Genomic DNA, 20851 nt, shown 5'->3' with positions numbered 1-20851 from the left:
TCAACAAGAACCAAGGCAAGAACGAAGGCAAGAACCAAGGGAGGAGCAGCACATGAGCATAAACAGGCGCCAGGCGCTGATCGCGGGCTCCGCATGGGCGGGCGCGTCGCTGCTGCCGGGACGGTTGCACGCCGAAACGAAGCAGGTCTCGCTCGCATTCGGACCGGTGTCGCCGGTCTATGCCATCGGCATGATCGCGGAGCTGAAGGGCTACTTCAAGGACGAAGGGCTCGATTCCAAGCTCGTCACAGGTAACGCCGGCACGTTCGGCCGGCAGACGCTCGCTGCGGGGCAAGCCCTGTTCGCCCATGGCGATGCCAGCCATCCGCTCCAGCTCAGCGCACGTGGCAAGCCCTGCAAGATCCTGCTCGCGACCGAGATGGTATGCTCCTATGCCAACATCATGGTTCGGCAGGACCTCTACGACAGCGGCATCAATTCGGTCGAGAAGCTTGCCTCCTACAAGCGCGCCGATGGCGCCAAGCCGATCGTCGCCGCGACCGCCATCGGTTCGGGCACCTGGGTGTTCGGTACCTATGTGTTCGAGGCGCGCGGGCTAGGCGACAAGGTGAACTGGGTTGCCGGCGGCGGCCCCAACACGATGTTCCCTTCCCTGCAGACCAAGCAATTCGACGCCATCATGGCGCCGCCGAGCTGGATCGTCGAAGTCGAGAAGAAGGGATTCGGCAAGACGATTTACGACACCTCCAAGCCCGGCGTGTTCGAAAAGGACTTTGGCGGCACGCTGCCCGTCCTCGTGATCTACACGTTGCAGGATACGGTCGAGCAGGACAAGGCGATGGTGCAGGCCTATGTCAACGCGATCTCGCGTGCCATGGCCTACGTCAAGGCAGCTCCGCTCGCCGAGGTGCAGGCGCTGGTCACGCCGAAATATTTCTCCGGCATCGATCCGGATGCGGTCAGCGCCGAACTCGGCTTCGACACATCCACCTGGGCCTATGACGGGCAGATCGACAAGGCCGCGTTCGAGCGCGGCGCAAAGCCCTGGTATCGCAAGGGCACCGATATTCCCGAAACCAAATATGAGGACGTCGTCGACATGAGCTTCCTCGCGGCGGCGGGGGCGAAATCCAAATGATGGCCACGCCGGGCCCGAGCCTCGCCCTCGCGCGAGAGGACAAGGATGCGACCGCGGCCCGCTCGCGCGTTGCCGTGCAAGGTCTCGCCAAGCGCTTCATCTCGGCCGGCCGCGAGTTCGTCGCGGTCGATGACGTTTCCTTCGAGGTCAAGCAGGGCGAGTTCGTCGCGCTGCTCGGCCCCTCCGGCTGCGGCAAAAGCACCATCCTGAACATGGTCGCAGGCCTGTTGCCGCGCTCGGGCGGACGCATCCTGATCGACGAGGACGCAGTTGACACCGGCAAGGTCAACCGCAAGGTCGGTTACGTCTTCCAGCGTGACACGCTGTTTCCCTGGCGCACCGTGGAGCAGAATATCGGCTATGGTCTGGAGATCGCCGGGCTGCCCAAGCCGGAACGTGGGCGGCGCGTTGCATCGGCGATCGAGAAGGCCGGCCTCTCAGGTTTTGCGCAAAGCTTCCCGCGCATGCTGTCGGGCGGCATGCGCCAGCGCGCCGCCCTGATGCGCACGCTGATCCTGGAGCCGGAGATCCTGCTCATGGACGAGCCGTTCGGCGCGCTCGACACCCACACCAAGCTCGAGATGCACAAGACGCTGCTGGAGATCTGGGAGCGTGAACGGCAGACTGTGCTGTTCGTGACGCACGATCTCGGCGAAGCCATTACCCTGGCGAGCCGCATCATCCTGCTCTCGGCGCGGCCCGGGCGGTTGAAGGAGGATTTCGAGATCGCGCTGCCGCGGCCGCGCGATCCTGTCGCCTTGCGCGAGACCGCCGAATTCGGCCGCCTCTACTCCCACATCTGGCATTCGCTCGGCGAAGAATTCCGCCGCACCAGGGCCGACTGATATGAGCAGAAGCCGCGCCGTCATCCTGTTCTGGCAGATCGCGATCCTCGCAGCCGTGCTCATCATCTGGCAATGGGGCTTCGACTGGAGCAAGGCGCTGCTGCCGAAGGCCTATGTGCCGAAAATCCTCGATCCTTACTTCGTCGCAAAGCCGTCGCTGATCTGGCAGAGCTTCCTCCGTCTTGGCTGCTTATCCGATGCAAGCGGCTTTGCGGCTTGCTTCAAAGGCAACGACAACAATCTCTGGCTCGCCACCCTGGTGACCCTGAAGAACACCTGGTGGGGATTTCTGTTCGGCTCGGCGAGCGGAATTGCGGCCGGTCTGATCCTCGGCCGCTCCGATTTTCTGGCGCGCGTGTTCGGGCCCTACATCGTGGCGCTAAACTCGATCCCGCGCATTGCGCTGGTGCCGCTCGTCATCCTGATCTTCGGCCTCGGCGATCTCTCCAAGATCGCGACCGCGTGGCTCGTCGTGTTCTTCGTGGTGTTCTTCAACACCTTCGAGGGCACGCGCGCGGTCGACCGCGACCAGATCGCGGCTGCTCGCCTGCTCGGCGCCAGCGAATTCACCGTGCTGCGCACGGTCGTGATTCCCTCCGCGCTCGCCTGGGTGTTCGCTTCGTTGCTGCCGGCGGTTTCATTCGCGCTGATCGGCGTCATCGTCGGCGAGTTCATCGGTGCCGAGCGCGGGCTCGGCAAGCTCATCATCGAGGCGGAGGCACGCGCCAACGCCAGCGAGATGATGGTCGCCATCTTCGTCATGATGTTCGTAGGAATCCTGCTGGCGGTCGCCGTCCGCGCACTGCAGTCTTATCTACTGCGCTGGCAGCCGCAGTTCGAGCATTAAGGGCCAGGCACCACCGCCGAAAGATCAACTTAAGCAAGGCGGCACCACATGGTCCTCGCGGGAGTGCATCGCCAGCACCGGGCAAGTTACCCTGGAAAGAATTGCCGAAGTCGCACTGGTCAAGACAAACACCGAACCTATTCCGAGGACCCGCGCTGGAGCCGCTTGTTCAGGACTTCGCGGATCTTCTGCAGTTCATCTGGAGCGAAATCAAGAAAGCTCCAGGCGAGCAACTCGCGCTGCAGGAAATGACGCTCTATGTGCTTCGCCGTCCGCATGCGGAGCACATGGCGCGAGAGAAGGACCATGAATTCCTGTTGCTCTACGCAGATTGGTTGCGTGCGGCCATGTACGCCCCGAGGACGAATCCCGGAGATCATGGAGCTCGCCAACTTCATCTACACGAGCTTCGTTTTCACACTCAACCGGTGGCTGGCGGTACAGGACGCCCTATTCGCACAGGCGATGGAGAATTTGATCCGCGCTGGTCAGGAACTAGCTACGAGAAGCCTTCCGAAACCGTCCCCTGAACGACGTCAAGCCTGAGATCCGGCGCCGACAGCGCGCCAGTTAATTCCTGGAGAGCTTACAGGGGTTGCGTCGCCATAGTGGCCGCCCCGGTCCAACGGCCCGAATTTTCCGTCCAATTTTGCTCCGAGACGGCTCGATCGATCGCGCGCCGCTTGTCGCGCGTCAGGCCTGACCTCCGGCTCGATCTTCAGATGGCGGAGATGTCCAGCTTGGAGCCATCGACCAGACGCGACAGCCGGAACGGTGTGGGATCGACGCACGGCGTGTCGTTGACGACAAGCTGTGCGGCAAGATAGCCGAGTCCCGGGCCCAGGCCGAAGCCGTGGCCCGAGCAGCCCGCCGCGAGGACGAGGCCCTTCACCCCGTCCACCTGCGATACCACAGGCACTGCATCCGGCGTGCAATCGACGAAGCCGCCCCAGGCGCTGTCGATCTTTATTTCGCCGAGTTGGGGGAAGGTCTTCCGGACGCTCTCCACCACTTGGCTCATCAGCCATTTCAAAGGCGGAGGATCCAGCACGCGATTCTGTTCGAAGATGCGATCGTCGTTGGTCAGCAGCGCGGGCAATGAATCCGGCCCCGAAACGAATGATCGCCCGACGCCGAGCCTGACGTTCTTCAGGCGACGCAAGAACTGCGGCATGAACTCCCGGCTGTACCGGAGCGCCTGGGGCGTGATTTCGAGATTCGCCTTGCCGCTGATCGCAAGCGTGTAGCTGCCGTCCAGTCGGCGCGTGATCGTGCAGTAGGGTGTCGAGACCGCCTCGCCGATGTTGATCGTGGGGGTGGAACGGAGCGCCGTCTGCCGGATGCTCGCCTGGGGGAAACGGATCCCGAGCGGGCGAAGGAAGCGCGAGGACCAGGCACCGGCGGCGCACAGCACCGCGCTGGTTCTGATATAGCCCTTCTCCGTGTGCACGCCCGCAATGTTGCCATTGGCCAAGTCGAGCGCCCGCGCGGCGCATCCCTGGTGGATCGTGGCGCCCAGCACTCTGGCCCCATCGGCGATACCAGGCGCGGCGAGCGCAGGTTCAGCCTTGCCGTCCCGCTCCGAATAGGTGCCGCCGACCCATTTGTCCCGCGCTTCGGGGACGCGCTCGGCGACCTCCGCCCGGCTCAGCACGCGTGTGTCGACGTCGTATTCCCTGGCGACCTCGCGCCATTTTTCCCAGCCCGCGAGCACAGCCTCGTCATGGGTCGCATAAACCAGACCGCAGCGTCGAAATCCGAGATCCCGATTGATATCGCGCGTGAGTTCGTCCCACAGCCGCATCGAGAGCACCGAGAGCGGCAGTTCGCGCCGGTCGCGGTTCTGCTGGCGGCACCAACCCCAGTTTCGGCTCGATTGCTCACAGGCGACGTGGCCCTTCTCCAGGAGCGCCACGGAGACACCGCGCTTCGCCAGGTAATAGGCGGCCGTAGCGCCGAGGATGCCGCCGCCGACGATGACGACGTCGGCCTCGGCCGGAACACGCTCGTCGCTGTGAATGCGCTCGACGCGGGGCGACATATTCCAACAAACCTCGGCTGCCAAATGCGGAAGCAAAGCTTCCGATCAGCCGTTCATCGCATCGTGCGCGCGATAGAATGTGCTGAAATCATCCGAGACTTCGCAAGATGTTCGGGTTTTTGACCGCTTGAGTGATACAAGCTGCTCGAGCCCGATCGAGTCCCGGTTCGGTTGAGGGTGACGCAGCCTGCCTGCAGACCCGTCGAACCGCGCTCGTGGCGAAGCCTTCGTGCGCCGCTTGGATCATTATGGGGATCGAGGTCCTGACGGTCACACCGTCGCAGTCCAACATGGTCTTTGTTGAGCTCGCGCCCGAGCTGGCGACCCGTCTGTCCGAGAGGCTGCGTGAGCTCGGAAAAATGCGAGGCTTCTTGCCTTCCTCGGTCAGGCTCCGCCACGCCGGAAACGATGTGGCAGGACTCGAAGGTCTCGCCCTCGATCGAGCGGTTCTCGCCAGGCGAGGCCTCCCAGACTCCTGCCTTCACCGAGTCGCCGCGGCAGGAATCCTGCTCCCAGGTCTTATAGGACGGATCGCCGGAAACCAGGCGGCCCGGCGTGAGCGGTGCCGGCATCCAAGGCTGTGCCGGGTTCGAGCAGCAAGACCTCGCAGATGTCGTCCAGCGCGACGGGACAATGCTCGACCCCATGGGGGACCACGATGAACTCGCCTTGCTCAATGATCTCGTCCCGATCACGGAACTTCATCAGCAGGCGGCCCTTGTGCACCAGGAAGAGCTCGTCGCTGCTCCTGTGAAAGCGCCAGGCGAACTCGCCCGCGAACTTGGCGAGCTTGATCTGCATGTCGTTGATCTGGCCGGCGATCTTCGGAGACCAGGTCTCCTCGAGCTGCCCGAACGAGTTGGCGAGGTTCTTCTTGTGGAGCGGCGAGAGATGCCGGTTCAGAGCGGCCACGTCACGAATGATGGCCCCGAGCTGGCGAGCGACGTCCTTGTCGACGGCCGGATACTTGCCATCCAATGCGGCCGTGCCGATGGTGAAGCCGGCGGCTCCTGCGTCCTTCAGCGCGGCGATCCGCTCAGGCGTATCAATCGAGCCGGCCACGTAGACGGGCTTGGGCACCGCCGCGCAAACCGCTTTGATGAGGGCCGGGACGTCTTCCTTGGAGCGATAGGCGAGCAGGTCGAGGCCATAAACGCCTTCCCGCGAGGCGAGCGCCTTGGCACTCCCAACGATCTCATCGATCGTCCCTTCGAGCACACTCGGGTGACCGGAGATGCGACCCGGGAAGGGGCAGTATTGAATCCCGGTGCCGGCAAGGATCGGTAGCACGTCGTCAACATTTGTGCCGCCGAGCAAGACGTCGACGCCGATTTCGACCGCCGCCTTCGCCGAAACGATCTCACTTTGCCGGTCGAGTGAAACGACTTCGAGATAGGAGGTCGCGCCATCTGCCTTGATGGCCTGATTGAGCACTTTGAGTCTGTCGATCGCCAGGCCGATGTCCTTGAAGCCAATGTGGCGAACACCGAGGCCCAGGGCGGTCTTGAGTTGTTCAGATGCGTCCTCGACGGTGCGATCGTTGCGCGTGAGCATGAAGATGAAGCGAAGGCCCATTAGACTACCCCTTCTTTGGCTTTAATCTGCGCGGCGACGAGCCTTCGCGCGTAAGCCAGCGCGGTCTCGAGACTGGCGGGATCGGCGATGCCTCGGCCTGCAATGTCGAACGCAGTGCCGTGGTCAGGGCTTGTGCGGACGAACGGCAGGCCCAGCGTGATGTTCACACCCTTTTCGAGGCCGAGATATTTCACAGGAATCAGGCCCTGGTCGTGATATTGGGCCACAACCACATCGAAGCGGCCCTTGCGGGCCTGCATGTAGACGGTGTCGCCGGGCCACGGGCCGCTGACGTCGATGCCCTCTGCGCGTGCCGCCTCGATCGCGGGACCAATGATCCGGATTTCCTCGTCGCCGAAGAGACCGCCTTCACCGGCATGGGGGTTGAGCCCTGCCACCGCAACGCGCGGTGCCGCGATTCCGAGAGCCTTCCCACCCTCATTTGCGAGCCGAATGGCCGACATCTGCGCATCAAAATCCGCCTCGTCGATGGCCTTGCGCAGAGACGTATGGATCGTGACGAGTACCGTGCGGATTTCGTCGTTGGCCAGCATCATCGCGACGCGCTTCGCGCCACCATACTCCGCGAGAATCTCAGTGTGCCCGGGATACCGAATGCCCGCGCTTGCCATTGCCTCCTTGTTGATTGGCGCGGTGACGATGCCGCTGACCTTGCCGGTTTTGGCTGCCGCGATGGCGGCGACGACGGCGTCGAAGGAAGCTTGGCCGGACATGGCGCTGACTCTCCCGAGCGGAGGCGGCGCGATGATTTGCGTCGCCTCCACGACCTCGACGGACCGCGGCTCAGACCGCGCCTCGTGAGGTCCGGCGATTCGCTTGACCTTGAGGCCGAGACCCAGACGATCGACGATGTTCTCCATCACGACCGAGCTGCCGAAGACGACCAGGTTTTCGGCGCTTTTCGCCAATGTCTTGGCCACGATCTCCGGGCCGATGCCGGAGGCATCGCCCATGGTGATGGCAAGGGGAGCTATTTGGGTCATCGCAGAACCTTTTCTGACATCGAGGCGCAGGCGCGGAGCCGCGCGATCGCACGGCGCAGCGTGTCGTCGTCGCCAGAGCCGCCCGCCTTCATGGCGATGAGCAGCTCTCGCCCATTCCCGAGCGACGCGCGGCCGAGCGGAAACCCTGCCTCGAGCTCCTGCAGAATCTCGAACGCAGAGATGTCCAGGCCATCGAGGATCGCCTCCATTGTATCCCCGCCAGTGGCCATCACCACGTCGAAACGCTCGTCGACCACACTTCCAGCTGCAGCCTGCGCAATGTCGCGCAGGATGGAGCCGGGGTCGTCGATACGTTCCACCGGAGCTCGTAACAGGGCAACACCGCGCTCGACCCCGATCCGATCGGCCTGACGATGGCGGTGCGGGTTGGAACTGCCGACAACAACAAGAATCTCGCTGCCACCGGCCAGCGTCACGTCAGACGCAACCTGAACCGGCGCAAGCCGCTTGGCCAAGGCCAGAGCCAGGCCCGGAGAGCCGAGGTCGTCGGCGAGAATGGCAATTGTACATGGACGATCGGTTCGCATGGATCAATCATGCCAAATCAACGTAGCATGAAAAGCGATAGTTTTCAGCTCGCACCGGCGCGAAGGCGCTGGCTCATCGCAAGCGCCTTTTGCGGAATTTGGTCACCCTGCAGCTACGCATCCCGTTGCCAATTGGCTCCAGCGTAGATGAAGCACGCGCGGTCAAACGAAGCGAAATTCGGCACGAAGTTGCTTGAAGACGCGCAGGACCAGGCGATGTGCTGTCAGCGCCTGACGCGCACGGCGCGAAAGAGCCTATTCCGATAGCGCCGAACCGGGATAAACCAAGGATTGTGAGAAAACCTCTGCAGACGATCCGCGACGCTTCTTCGAGCTGCGTTGGCCGACGCGGCAGCTTACACTGGGCACATGCCCGCGTTTGTGGCAGACTCCACGCTTAGGACAGTACCTCCTCACCCGGGCGTTGGGCCACTTGGAGGCTTCCGGTTGAACCCATCGTTTTCGGTTCGACGCGTATGGACAACAGGTTCCAAGTGCTATGGGAGGACGATGCCCGCATCTTTTGCCGGGCATTGCGCCCGGATTCGAATAGCGGCTGCAGAGCTGTGTTGGCGGTACTTCCCAAGGTGAAGCACGCTTCGTCCGGCATCCTTGATCGTCTCGCTCACGAGTTTGCACTGAAGGACCAGCTGGACGGCGGATGGGCCCTGCGGCCGCTTGGGCTGGAGTACTCCGGCGGTCATCCAGTTCTGCTGCTCGAGTATCCTGGCGGCCAGCCGCTCGACCGGTTGCTTGGCGCTCCCATGGACATCGGACGCTTCTTGCGACTGGCGATCGGCATCGCGAGAGCCATGAACAAGGTGCATCGGTGCGGCCTTATTCACAAGGACATCAAACCGGCGCATATTCTGGTGAATTGCGAGGATGGACGGATCCGGTTCACCGGCTTCGGTACAGCCTCACGCCTGGTCCGGGAACGACGCACGCCAGGACCGCCCGAGTTTATCGTGGGCACGCTCCCCTACATGGCGCCCGAACAGACCGGGTGGATGAACCGCTCGATCGATTTCCGCAGCGATCTCTACTCGCTTGGTGTGACGCTCTATCAAATGCTGACCGGCTCGTTGCCGTTCACTGCGGCACATTCGATGGAGTGGGTGCATTGCCATATCGCGAGAAAGCCGGTGCCGCCCAGCGAGCGGGTGAGCACTGTACCGGCCCCAATCTCGGCCATAGTCCTCAAGCTGCTCGCCAAGTCCGCCGAGCAACGCTATCAGAGCGCGTCAGGCCTCGAGCATGATCTAAGCCGCTGCCTGAGTGAATGGGAAGCCGGACGCCGCGTAGAAGAGTTTGCACTCGGGCAGTACGACACGCCCGACCGGTTGCTGATCCCCGAAAAGCTGTACGGAAGAGGCTGCGAGATTGAAACCTTGCTGGCTGCCTTTGAGCGCATGATTAAGAGCGGCGCGCCGGAATTGGTGCTGGTTTCCGGCTATGCCGGCGTCGGCAAGTCCTCGGTGGTCAATGAGCTCCATCATCGGCTAATTCCGTCGCAGGGACTGTTCGCTTCAGGCAAGTTCGATCAGTACAAACGCGATATTCCGTATTCCACGCTGGTCGAGGCTTTTCAGAGTCTCGTGCGGTCTCTTCTGAGCAAGAATGACGCCGAACTCACGAGGTGGCGCCAAGCCCTTCAAGATGCGCTGGGCGCAAATGGACGGCTCGTTGCCGACCTGATCCCTGAATTGCGGCTGATCATGGGAGAGCAGCCGCCCGTTGCCGAGTTGCCCCCGCGGCAGGCACAAAACCGCTTCCATCTCGTGCTCCGGCGTTTCATAGGGGTGTTCGCACGATCCGAGCATCCATTGGCGCTGTTCCTCGACGATCTGCAGTGGCTCGATGCTGCTACGTTGGACCTGCTTGAGGATCTGTTGACCCGGTCCGATCTGCAATACCTGATGCTGATCGGCGCCTATCGCGACAACGAAGTCACCGCCGCTCATCCATTGCGGCGGAGGCTTGAAGCCATAAGGAACGCTGGCGCAAACGTGCAGCAGATCATCCTTGCGCCGCTCGCCGGCGAACACATTTCGCAATTGATTTCAGATGCGCTTCACTGCGATTTGAAGCGTGCCGCGCCGCTCGCCCAGCTGATCCACGAGAAAACGGCCGGCAACCCATTCTTCGTCATTCAGTTCCTCCGCGCACTTGCCGAAGAGGGACTAGTCCGATTCGATCATGACGCAGGGTGCTGGTGCTGGGATCTGGATCGCATTCACCTCAAGGGTCATACCGACAATGTCGTGGACCTGATGATCGAGAAGCTGAGCCGCCTGCCGGCTGGCACACTGAATACGCTGCAGCAGCTGGCCTGTCTCGGCAACATCGCCGAAAGTACGACACTCTCGATCGTGCTCGAGCGCTCCGATCCGCAGGTTCATTCCGATCTATGGGAGGCCGTTCGCCAGGAATTGGTCGAGCACCAGACGGGAGCCTACAGGTTTGTGCACGACCGCGTGCAGGAAGCCGCCTATTCGCTGATCGCGGATGATCTACGCGCGTCGGTCCATCTGCGAATTGGCCGCCGACTTCTGGCGCAGACTCTGCAGGAGGAGCGTGAGAAGGCCATCTTCGAGATCGTCAACCAACTAAACCGTGGCGAGACCTTGATGACCTCGCGAGATGAACGCGAGCAGCTGGCCGAGCTCAATCTGCTCGCAGGCAAACGCGCCAAACGCTCGACCGCTTACGCGCCGGCGCTGAAATATCTGGTCGATGGAGCACGCCTGCTGCCGGAAGACTGCTGGAAGCAACAACACGAACTCGCCTTTGCGCTCAACCTGCTTCGCGCGGAATGCGAATTCCTCACTGGCGCGTTGGCGGCAGCGGAGCAGCGGCTTGCGATGCTAGCGCATCGCGCCGCAAACCTGGTCGATCTCGCAGCGATCACCTGTGTGCGCGTGCCGCTCTACATGACCTTGGCTCAGAGCGACCGCGCCGTCGATGTGGGCCTCGAATATCTGAAGCACGTTGGCATCTCGTGGTCGCCGCATCCGACGGACGAGGAGGTCCGGGGCGAATTCGAAGAGATGTGGCGGCGGCTCGGAAGCCGGCCGATCGAGGCGCTCATCGCTTTGCCGGCGATGAGTGACGGGATATGGTGTGCGACCATGGACGTGCTCGCGGAGCTGCTGCCACCGGCCCTGTTCACCGATACCAATCTGCACTGCCTTGTCATTGCTCGCATGGCCAACGTGAGTCTCGAACATGGCAATCGCGGTGCATCATGTTTCGCCTATGTCTGGCTCGGAATGCTGCTCGGGCCCCGGTTCGGTGATTACCAATCGGGATTTCGCTTCGGCCAACTCGGCGTGGATTTGGTGGAGAACGGCGGGCTCCTTGGCTTCAAAGCGCGTGTCTACCTGGGGTTCGGGCACGTTGTTGCCTGGACGCGGCACGTCCGCACGGCCATTCCCCTGGTGCGGACCGCGCTCGAGGCCGCGCAGGAGACAGGCGATGTGAGCTTTGCGAACATCGCGCGCGGCGCTTTGATCACACACCTTATCGCAAGCGGTGAACCGCTGGTGGAGATCCAGAATGAAGCGGAAGCCGCGCTCGAATTTGCGCAAAAAGCGCAGTTCTGGCTCGTCGCCGATGTGATCAGGGCGCAGCTCGGGCTGATCCGCACGCTGCGCGGACTGACACCGGAATTTGGCTGCTTCAGCGACGCCGAATTCGACGAGCGTCGATTTGAAGAGCATCTCACGGGCGACCGGCGGCTGGCATATGCGGCTTGGCGCTATTGGATCCGCAAGCTGCAAGCGCGTTACTACGCCGCCGACTATGCATCCGCCATCGAGGCAGCAGCTCAGGCGGAGCGGCTTGTATCTCCGTCTTTTCTCGCGTATTTCGAGATTGCGGAGTACAATTTCTATCGCGCGCTGACGCTTGCGGCTTTCTTGGACACGGTTCCAGCCGACGAGCGCTCGCATTATCTCCAGCTGCTGTCCGAGCACAAACAACAACTCGATAGCTGGGCGCATGGTTGTCCACAGAACTTCGAAAGCCGAGCGCTGCTCGTGCAAGCCGAAATAGTACGCATCGAATGCCGCGATCTTGACGCCATGCGTCTTTACGACCGCGCCATCCGTTCTGCCCGCGAGAACGGTTTCGTGCAGGATGAAGCGCTGGCCAGCGAACTTGCTGCGCGCTTCTACGCGGCGCGAGGATTCGAAACCATCGCGCATGCCTATTTGCGGGATGCCCGATACGGCTATCAGCGCTGGGGAGCCGACGGCAAGGTGAGGCAGCTCGAGCGTATGTACCCGTACCTGAGGGAGGAGAGATCGGAGAACGGCCCGATGAGCACAATCGGGGGACCGGTCGAGCACCTCGACCTAGCCACCGTCATCAAGGTGTCGGAAGCGGTGTCGGGCGAGATGGTGCTGGAGAAGCTCGTCGACACTCTCATGCGCACGGCCATTGAACAAGCTGGTGCTGACCGAGGTCTGTTGATTCTGTCGCACGACACCGAGCCGCGCATCGAGGCGGAAGCTACGACCCACGGCGACAGAGTCATCGTCGAACTGCGAGAAACACGCGTGACCGCGGACCTGCTTCCGGAATCCGTTCTTCACTACGTCCTGCGAGCCAGAGAATGTGCCGTTCTCGACGATGCCGCCGTCGAGCCTCCGTTTGCCACGGACCCCTACGTCAATCAGCTCAAGGCCCGTTCCATTCTCGGCCTGCCCTTGATCAACCATGGCAAGCTCATTGGCGTACTCTACCTTGAGAATACGTTGACGCCCCACGTTTTTGCACCGGCGCGAATTGCGGTGCTGAAGCTGCTCGCCTCCCAGGCTGCAATCGCGCTGGAAAATGCCACGCTGTACCGCGATGTGAGGGAGCGCGAAGCGAAAATCCGACGACTTGTCGACGCCAACATCGTCGGAATCGTCATCTGGGAGCTTGAAGGTCCCATTCTGGAGGCCAATGACGCGTTTCTGCGCATCGTGGGGTACAACCGTGAGGATCTCGCCTCTGGCCGCCTGCTCTGGACCGCCCTGACGCCGCCGGAATGGCTCGACCGCCACGAACGATGGTGGATCCCGGAACTCAAGAAGATGGGGAGCGTACAACCGTTCGAGAAAGAGTATTTCCGTAAGGACGGAAGCCGCGTGCCGGTCCTGATCGGAATGGCTGCGTTCGACGAGCAACGGGACCAAGGTGTCTCCTTTGTCGTCGACCTGACCGAGCGTAAACGGTCCGAGGAGGCTCTGCGGGAGAGCGAAGAACGTTTTCGTACTCTCGTACAGTTCTCTTTCGACGTGTACTGGGAGTCAGATGCGAACCATCGCTTCATCCGCCAGGAGTTCGCCGAAACCATTGCTGACGCTCCGGGAGCGGGTTCTGAACTTGGTAAGACGCGCTGGGAGGTACCCTACTTGGAGCCCGACGAGGAAGCTTGGCGCAAGCATCGGGAGACGCTCGATGCGCACCAGCCGTTCCGTGATTTCGAGCTCGCGCGCCCTACGAGCGACGGCCGCAAGCGCTACGTCTCCGTCTCCGGGATGCCGGTCTTCGACAAGTCCGGTCGGTTCATCGGTTACCGCGGCGTGGGACGGCACATCACCGAACAGAAGCGCGCCACGGAGGCTCTGCGCGAGATGCAGAGGGAGTTGGCGCATGCCAACCGGCTCGCCACCATGGGCGAACTCACGGCCTCGATTGCCCACGAAGTAAGCCAGCCGGTCGCGGCGGCATCCATGAATGCCGGTGCGGCCGCCCGGTTCCTTGACAGAGATCCACCCGATCTCGCGAGGGTGAGGCAATCACTGGATTGGGTCATGAACGATACTGCTCTGGCCGGCAACATCATCCAGCGAATTCGTGATCACATCAAAAAAGCACCGCCCCGGAAGGATAATCTGGACATCAACGAGGCCATCCGGGATGTGATTGAGCTTACCCGCGGCGAAGCGATGAAAAACGGCGTCTCGGTTCAGACGGAACTTGCAGAAAGCTTGCCGCGTATCGAGGGTGATCGCGTCCAACTGCAGCAAGTGGTCCTTAATCTGATCGTCAATGCTGTCCAGGCAATGGGCACGGTCGCGGACGACGCCAGAAAGGTGCTTATCACCACCGGTTCGGTCGCGCCTGATCGTGTTCTTGTCGAGGTGCAGGATTCGGGACCGGGGTTGGCGCTGGAGAATCTCGAGCACGTCTTTACCCCCTTCTACACGACGAAGGCGGGCGGACTCGGTGTGGGACTGTCCATCTGCCGTTCGATCATCGAAGCTCATGCCGGGCGCTTATGGGTGACCCCTAACCTGCCCCGCGGCGCGATTTTTCACTTCACCGTGCCGGTCCGTCCCGCAGACGAGACGGCGTCTGATCAGTAGAATCCAAGGACAGCCTTCGTCTCGATATATTCGTCTATGCCTTCGCGGCCGTATTCCCGGCCGTTGCCGGAGCGCTTGTATCCGCCAAACGGTGCGTTGGGGTCCCAGTCGGGATGGTTGAGATGAACTTGACCAGACCGGATCTGACGGGCGACGGCCCGCACTGTCTCCATATCAGTGCCCTGCACGTGAGCGCCGAGGCCATAGACGGTGTCGTTGGCGATCGCGATCGCCTCGTCCACGGTGTCGTAAGGAATGATCGACAGCACCGGGCCGAAGATCTCCTCCTGCGCGATCCGCATGTCGGGGCGGACGTTCGAGAAGATGGTCGGTCGCGCATAGAAGCCAATCTGAAGGTCGCCGGGCCGCCCCGGCCCGCCGATGACGAGCTTGGCGCCTTCCTCCAGGCCGACGCCGATCATGGTCTGCACGCGCTCGAACTGCGGCCGGTTGGCGATCGGGCCATGGGTCGTGCTTTCCGCAAGGGGATGGCCGACCACCAGTTCTGAACCGGCCGCTGCCGCCAAGGTCTCGACCTCTTCCATGTGTGAGCGAGACACGAGCATGCGCGTCGGTGCGCTGCAGGATTGGCCGAGATTGCGGAACGCGGCGCCGACGCCGAGCGAAACAGCCCGGCTGAGATCGGCGTCCGGCAAGATGATATTCGGCGACTTGCCGCCGAGTTCCTGGGCAACGCGTTTGACGGTGGGCGCGGCCGCTTGCGCGACGAGAACCCCGGCGCGCGTCGAGCCGGTGATCGAGATCATGTCCACCTGCGGATGCGACGCCAGACCGGCTCCTACGATTGGACCAGTGCCGTTGATGAGATTGAACACGCCGGGTGGACAACCGGCGTCGTTCATCACCTCAGCGAACAGCAAGGCGCTCAGAGGCGACAATTCACTCGGTTTCAACACCACCGTGCAGCCGGCTGCGATCGCCGGACCCACCTTGGCGGTGATCTGATAGAGCGGCCAGTTCCATGGCGTGATCAGGCCGCAGACGCCAATTGCCTCGCGCATGATCGCGGTGCTCCCGCGCGCGGCGATGAACGGATAAATCGCGAGATTGTCGCGGGCGACACGGATGTGTTCCGCGGCCAGCGGCACCTGCGCGCGGCGCGCGTAGGTGATAGCGGCTCCCATCTCGGCCGTGAGGGCCTGCGCGAACAGCTCCAGCCGCTCAAGGAGCAAGGCGTGAATCCGGTCGAGCAGTGCCGCTCTCACAGCCGGCTGCGTCATGGACCAGCCGCCAAAGGCTCGTCTGGCGGCCGCGACGGCGCAATCCACGTCATCATCATCGCCGAGGGCGACGTCGGCGACCGGCTGCTCCGTCGCCGGATTGACGACAGTTGCTGCTGCCGTGACTGATCCGATCGGCTTCCGCCATTTTCCGTCGATGTAGAATTTTCCGAGGAAGCCGGCTTCCGTCAGGCGTCGAAGGGGCGAGGTCATTGGAAGCAATCCTTGATCCTGTAACAGGCGCCGATCAGCGGCAGGAACCGGAAGGGTTGGGAATGGCCGGTCAGCCCTACCAGCCACGCATCCGGGGCCATCGGGCGTGAATCGCGTCGCTGCCGGCGCAGACGACGTTGTACAGTTCGTGTTGCGACGCCGTCGCACAGGCGTGATTGGGGACAATCCTGATCTTCGCGCCGATCGGAAGATTGGGCAAGGCGTGCGCCGACCCGGGCCTGATGGCGAGGATCCCGTGCTCCTGGTTTGCTTGCGAGACGATCAGGTCGGGATAGAGCTTGCCGGCCACGTCGGAGACCAGACCATATCCCTGGTCAACCCGCTGCGCCGCAGTGCCGCGGTCGCGCGAGAGCGCCATCCACCCCGCATCGACAAAAATCCAGCCCTTCTCGGGCTTCGTGCCGATCACGGTGGTGAGCACCGAGATGGCGATGTCGTCGGTCGTGCAGACACCGACGCCTTGCATGACCAGATCGAAGAACATGTAGACGCCGGCGCGCATTTCAGTGACGCCGGTCAGATCATCGGCGAAATGTGCGGTCGGCGTCGAGCCGACGCTGACGACAGGACATTCATGGCCGGCCGCCCGCAAGGTCTCCGCCGCCGCAACCGCCACCACCCTCTCATTCTCCGCGGCCGCGACGAGAGCCTCGCGCGTGAAGAGGCTGTAGGATTCGCCGGCATGGGTGAGGATCCCGGCGAGCCTGACTCCGGCCTCGCCCAGCGCGACCGCGACTGCAATGAGCTTTGGATCGTTGGCGGTCAGCCCGCCGCGGTGACCATCGCAGTCGATCTCGATGAACGCGGACGGTGTCACGCCTGCGGCACGCCCGGCGGCGCCAAGCAGTCTCGCCTGCTCCGTCGAATCGAGCAGTACCTTGAGGTCGAGGCCCGCTTTCCGCAGACGCATCGCTCTTTCAGCTGTGTGGGGCGCCAGACCCACGGCATAAGTCATGTCGCGAAAACCGTGCCGCGCGAAGTACTCGGCTTCCGCCAGGGTGGAGACGGTGATCGGCCCCGATCCGGACGGACAGGCCCGTCGGGCCACATCGATGGATTTCGCGGTTTTCATGTGGGGACGCAGCACGACGCCTCGCTCCGCCATGCGCGAGGACAGGCGGGCGAGATTGCGATCGAGCCGATGCTCATCGAGCAGGAGAGCCGGCGTGGCCAACGTGCCGAGCGTTGCGGCCGCCTCGCCGTCCCGGTGATCCGTCCCGCTCATCTCCCCGCGCCGCACGTCGATCTCTCCTAGCCGAAAGACTGATTGGGAATCGCAAACACGCGCGCCGGCCCGCTCGATGACGCCGGCGTGCCCAGCACCATGGTGGTGGCATCGCTGACCCGCTCGAGACCAATGCCTTGAAGCCATTCCCCGAGTTGCGACGTGGCAGAGGTGTCGATGCGGACAAAAACGCTGCCGAGCCGCGCGAGCGCAGCCTCGATCAGCGCGCGTGCGTCGGTCGCGGTTTCGGCGACGACAGGTCCTATGACATGACCGCGGCCGAAAAGCCGGGAGACGGCATAGCCGCGGGCCATGCCGGCACGCTGCAGGACATAGCCATCACCGCTTTGGAGCAGCTTTTCGAGCATCTGTCGTCTCTCCAAGCCCGTGGCCTCGCGATCGAGTCGCATGATCGCCCCGAAATCCGATGCAGTCATTGGCCTGACGAGCCCCGGCGGCAACTCATGGCGTCCTCTTGGGATTCCCTGATGCTGGTGGATGACCCCGATCGGCACAAAGCCGCGACGCCGGTAAAGCGTAATGCCTTCCGCCGTCGAATTCAGCGCGATAGACCGTGGATGCGCGGACGCAAGCAGCGCATCCATCAGCCGCGCACCGTAGCCACGGCCTTGAGCGGCTTTCGCAACGATGATCATCCCGGCGGAAGCATGTGTCTCCCCGTACGGCCACCAGGCTGCGGTGCCGACCACCGCTCCGGCACGCTGCAGAACAAAGCCATGGCCCAACTGCAGCGCGACATCCCAATCCGCGAGCCGATAGGGCCAGGACATCTCCTGCGAGAGCTTCAGGGCGCCTTGCAGATGTGACGTAGCGAAAGGGACGAGGACCACGCCTTCATTCGTCTGGTAATCTGCGGTTGTCATGATACGCCGGCTTTTCTGCTCGGATTGCCAGCCTGATCGCCAGCGCTTGCCAGGCAAGGACCATCCGATGATCCCCGCACGGTCTACTGTGTAGCTTGAGCCCGACAGCATTACGCATCAGGCTGGAATAAAGTCCGGCATAGTATTTCGTTGGTGATGCCGCAGAAGGTCCAATCTGCTGTCGGCGGGTGCGCGTCACGTGCTCTCGAAGGTGCCTCGCAAGCCCGCAATCACGCTTTCCAGTCCAGAACGATCTTGCCGCAATTGTTGGATGTTGTGGTCCTGGAGGCTGAACATCTGAGCTTGTTGAAAGTCGCTCATTCGTCCGCGGGGCGAGAGCATGAAGACCCGCACCCCTTTCTTGCCGCGCATGGCCGAAGACCTCCGGCGTATAGGTCTTGTCACAGATGGCCTTCAGATCGGCCGGCGGAATATCGTCGACGTAGAGCGACAGGATCTCGAAAGCCAGGTCGGCGTAGGACAGCGTACGCCACGCATCCAGCGTGGCGTGGTCCACGCGAGGGTGGCTCTCGGGAACGTAGAGCCCGCCATCCTGCGCGAGCCCTTCGCTCAATATCTCGCAGAACTGCCTGCGACCCGAATGACCGCGTGTGGAGACTTAGTGCATCGATTCTCTTCTTTTGAGAGGCGGCCGTGCCGCTAATTGGATCCGGTGCTGTCAGCGATCAGCGGCTGGCACGCCACAGCGCGATCCGATCACGCATGCGATAGGTCTGAATGAACGCAGGCATGAACCAGGGATTGCCTCGATAGAACGGGATGAAGGCCGGCGGCCGGAAGTCAAAGGCCGTGCGCGCCTGCTCGTCATGTCCCAACAGCTTGTGGGCCGCATGCATGCCGATCCATGGTGCCCAGACAACGCCCGAACCGCAGAATCCGGTCGCATAGACGATGCCGTCCTTCTGGAAGATGCGCGGAATCATGTCGCGGTTCATCGCCACATTGCCGAACCAGCTGTGTGACAGGCGAGCGCTCTCCAGCTCAGGGAACAGATTCACCAGGCCGCTGCGCAGAAGCAGCTTCGGAGCAACGGGATCGCCGACCCGAGAGCTGTCGCGGCCGCCGAGCAGGATGCGTTTGCCATCGGGCGAGGGCCGATAATAGAACCCGACCTCCCGGTTCTCGGTGATCATCATCCGTTTCGGCATCAGCCGCGCCATGACGTCGGGCGCAAGCTCCTCCGTCGCAACGATCCGGCTGCGAACCGGGACCAGCCTGCGGCGCAGGAAGGGCACGGCGCCATCCGTGTAACCGTTGGTACAAACCAGCACCTGACGCGCCTGCACCTGACCGGCCGCGGTGACGACGCAAAATCCGCCGTCATCTCTTTCTATTGAGACGACCGATGTCCGCGTGTGGACCGTCAAGCCCGAGGCGAGCGCGACGCGCAGCAGCTCGGCGTGGAATTTCGCCGGATGCAATCCGCCGATGTCCATTCGAACCGTGCCGCCGCGATAGACATCGGTGCCGATATACTTGCGCTGCTCGACATACGGAACGGCATAAGCCTCGATCTTCAGTTTTTTCGCGAGCCTTTCTGCGGTACGCGCCATGGCCTCGTATTGTTCAAATCCGAAGGCGCCTTTGAACTGTCCCACCGGCTGGAAGTCGCATGCGATCCCTTCCGTCTTGATGAACTCGTAGAGGAACTCGCGTGCAGCCTTGCCTTCTGCTTCGATCGCCAGCGCCTTCTCTTCACCGAAGCGGCGCGAGAGTGTCGCGTAATCCGGACGAATGCTTCCGCTGGTGATCCCACCATTGCGCGTGGAAGCCCCTTCTCCGGGATCCATTGCATCGAAAGCTGCAACTGAGCGTCCCTCGCGCGCCAATACCAGGCCGGCTGAAAGTCCGGCGTAGCCCGCGCCCACAATCAGTACGTCGAGCTTTTTGGGCGATGGCTGCCGAGACAGCGGCTTCAGCGGGGCAGCTTCCCACCAGTAGGGCGTCGCCTTCTCGGCAATTCTGGGCGCGTGCATGGCGTGTGCTCTTCTTATGTCTTCTATGTCCGGCCGCGACTTGGCTCACACTGATCAGAAGTTGTCGTTTCGAACGTCGAGAGCATCTCGGAGCCCATCGCCGATGAAGTTGAAGCTCGTCACGGCGATCGTGATCGCGGCGCCGGGAATGATGGCGAGCCACGGAGCACTGGCCAGATATTGCTGGGCGCCGTTGAGCATATTGCCCCAGCTCGGCAGCGGCGGCTGGATTCCGTAGCCGAGAAAGCTGATATAGGCCTCCAGAAGGATCGCGCGCGCGACGGCCAGACTTGCGGCGACGATGATGGGTCCCATGGCATTGGGGAGGATCTCGCGGAACATGATGTGCGCCCTGCCAAGCCCGACCATGCGCGCAGCCTGGACGAACTCGCGCTCGCGCAGCGAACGGACCTCGGCCTCGACGATTCGCGCAGTCTCCATCCAGCTCGTGACGGCAATGATCACGGTGATCATCACCGGACTCGGCCGCAGCGTTGCGGCCAACGCCAGCACGAGGAAGATCGAGGGATAGGACAGGAAGCCATCCACCGTCCGCATCAGTACCGCCCCGACCCAGCCTCCGCGATAGCCGGCCGTCACGCCGACGAGCGTACCGATCAACGTCGACAGCAACATCGCGGAGAATCCCACCGCGAGCGAGACGCGACCGGCCATCAACAGCCGCACGGCGAGGTCACGCCCCAAGGGATCCGTGCCCAAGTAATGATTGCCTGCCAGGGGCGGAGCAAAGCGGGCGCGCAGGTCGATGTGGAGCGAATCGTAGGGCAAGGCATAGGGACCGATGGCGCACGCCAGCACAAGCAGCGTGATCATCGCGATTCCCAGGAGTGCCAGATGGTGACGCATGAAGCGGTTGACAGCGCGGCTGTGCCACCAGCGGGTCGGAGCTGCGTGCGCGACGATGGCGGTCATATCTACTGGCTCCTCT

At 62.6% G+C, this 20851-nt stretch carries 15 protein-coding genes; 4 read left to right on the top strand and 11 right to left on the bottom strand.

All coding sequences use genetic code 11. From position 1 onward, the window contains the following. Positions 1-52: 52 nt before the first annotated feature. Genes ACVW16_RS21535 through ACVW16_RS21525 form a run of 3 tightly spaced genes read left to right on the top strand, consistent with a single transcriptional unit; the run spans position 53 to position 2791 of the window. Complete coding sequence (locus ACVW16_RS21535; RefSeq protein WP_456701132.1) at positions 53-1099, top strand: ABC transporter substrate-binding protein; 1047 nt, start codon at positions 53-55, stop codon at positions 1097-1099. Further along, a complete protein-coding gene (locus ACVW16_RS21530) occupies positions 1096-1944 on the top strand; it encodes an ABC transporter ATP-binding protein (protein WP_456736335.1) in 849 nt (282 codons plus the stop codon). The genes ACVW16_RS21535 and ACVW16_RS21530 overlap by 4 nt, the downstream gene beginning before the upstream one ends. 1 nt (position 1945) lies before the next feature. Then, on the top strand, positions 1946-2791 hold the full coding sequence (locus tag ACVW16_RS21525; protein WP_456701130.1) for an ABC transporter permease: 846 nt from the start codon (positions 1946-1948) through the stop codon (positions 2789-2791). A 137-nt stretch (positions 2792-2928) separates the two neighbouring features. On the opposite strand, the gene ACVW16_RS21520 is transcribed toward ACVW16_RS21525, so the two are convergent. The 5 genes from ACVW16_RS21520 to ACVW16_RS21500 form a co-directional block, all read right to left on the bottom strand. Beyond that, complete coding sequence (locus ACVW16_RS21520) at positions 2929-3189, bottom strand: hypothetical protein (protein WP_456736336.1); 261 nt, start codon at positions 3187-3189, stop codon at positions 2929-2931. Between the two features lie 320 nt (positions 3190-3509). Then, entirely contained in the window at positions 3510-4832 is a 1323-nt protein-coding gene (locus ACVW16_RS21515; protein WP_456748957.1) for an NAD(P)/FAD-dependent oxidoreductase, read from the bottom strand. A 519-nt stretch (positions 4833-5351) separates the two neighbouring features. Then, positions 5352-6407: a cupin domain-containing protein gene (locus ACVW16_RS21510; RefSeq protein WP_456739016.1), complete on the bottom strand. Its 1056-nt coding sequence runs from the start codon at positions 6405-6407 to the stop codon at positions 5352-5354. After that, complete coding sequence (gene pdxA, locus ACVW16_RS21505; protein WP_456736338.1) at positions 6407-7411, bottom strand: 4-hydroxythreonine-4-phosphate dehydrogenase PdxA; 1005 nt, start codon at positions 7409-7411, stop codon at positions 6407-6409. Before pdxA ends, ACVW16_RS21510 begins: the two co-directional genes overlap by 1 nt. Continuing rightward, positions 7408-7959, bottom strand: coding sequence for a nucleotide-binding domain containing protein (locus tag ACVW16_RS21500; RefSeq protein WP_456736339.1), 552 nt, complete (start codon positions 7957-7959; stop codon positions 7408-7410). Before ACVW16_RS21500 ends, pdxA begins: the two co-directional genes overlap by 4 nt. A 476-nt stretch (positions 7960-8435) precedes the next feature. Between ACVW16_RS21500 and ACVW16_RS21495 the strand changes: the two genes are divergently transcribed. Then, positions 8436-14321 (top strand): AAA family ATPase, encoded by a 5886-nt coding sequence (locus ACVW16_RS21495; protein ID WP_456736340.1) that lies wholly within the window; start codon positions 8436-8438, stop codon positions 14319-14321. On the opposite strand, the gene ACVW16_RS21490 is transcribed toward ACVW16_RS21495, so the two are convergent. The 6 genes from ACVW16_RS21490 to ACVW16_RS21465 form a co-directional block, all read right to left on the bottom strand. Continuing rightward, complete coding sequence (locus ACVW16_RS21490; protein ID WP_456736341.1) at positions 14315-15775, bottom strand: aldehyde dehydrogenase family protein; 1461 nt, start codon at positions 15773-15775, stop codon at positions 14315-14317. The genes ACVW16_RS21495 and ACVW16_RS21490 overlap by 7 nt on opposite strands. Before the next feature lie 76 nt (positions 15776-15851). Continuing rightward, positions 15852-17021: an alanine racemase gene (locus ACVW16_RS21485; RefSeq protein ID WP_456736342.1), complete on the bottom strand. Its 1170-nt coding sequence runs from the start codon at positions 17019-17021 to the stop codon at positions 15852-15854. A gap of 26 nt (positions 17022-17047) precedes the next feature. Further along, positions 17048-17905, bottom strand: a complete 858-nt coding sequence (locus tag ACVW16_RS21480; protein ID WP_456736343.1) for a GNAT family N-acetyltransferase — start codon at positions 17903-17905, stop codon at positions 17048-17050. After that, positions 17877-18479, bottom strand: a complete 603-nt coding sequence (locus tag ACVW16_RS21475; protein WP_456736344.1) for a hypothetical protein — start codon at positions 18477-18479, stop codon at positions 17877-17879. Before ACVW16_RS21475 ends, ACVW16_RS21480 begins: the two co-directional genes overlap by 29 nt. A 112-nt stretch (positions 18480-18591) precedes the next feature. Next, entirely contained in the window at positions 18592-19902 is a 1311-nt protein-coding gene (locus tag ACVW16_RS21470; RefSeq protein WP_456736345.1) for an NAD(P)/FAD-dependent oxidoreductase, read from the bottom strand. Between the two features lie 54 nt (positions 19903-19956). Beyond that, positions 19957-20835 carry an ABC transporter permease gene (locus tag ACVW16_RS21465; protein ID WP_456736346.1) on the bottom strand — a complete coding sequence of 293 codons (879 nt, stop codon included), beginning with the start codon at positions 20833-20835 and terminating at the stop codon, positions 19957-19959. Between the last annotated feature and the right edge of the window lie 16 nt (positions 20836-20851).

The organism is Bradyrhizobium sp. USDA 4474 (assembly GCF_054057515.1).
Note: the sequence above shows the minus strand (reverse complement) of the source record. Positions and strands in the feature narration are given on the sequence as shown.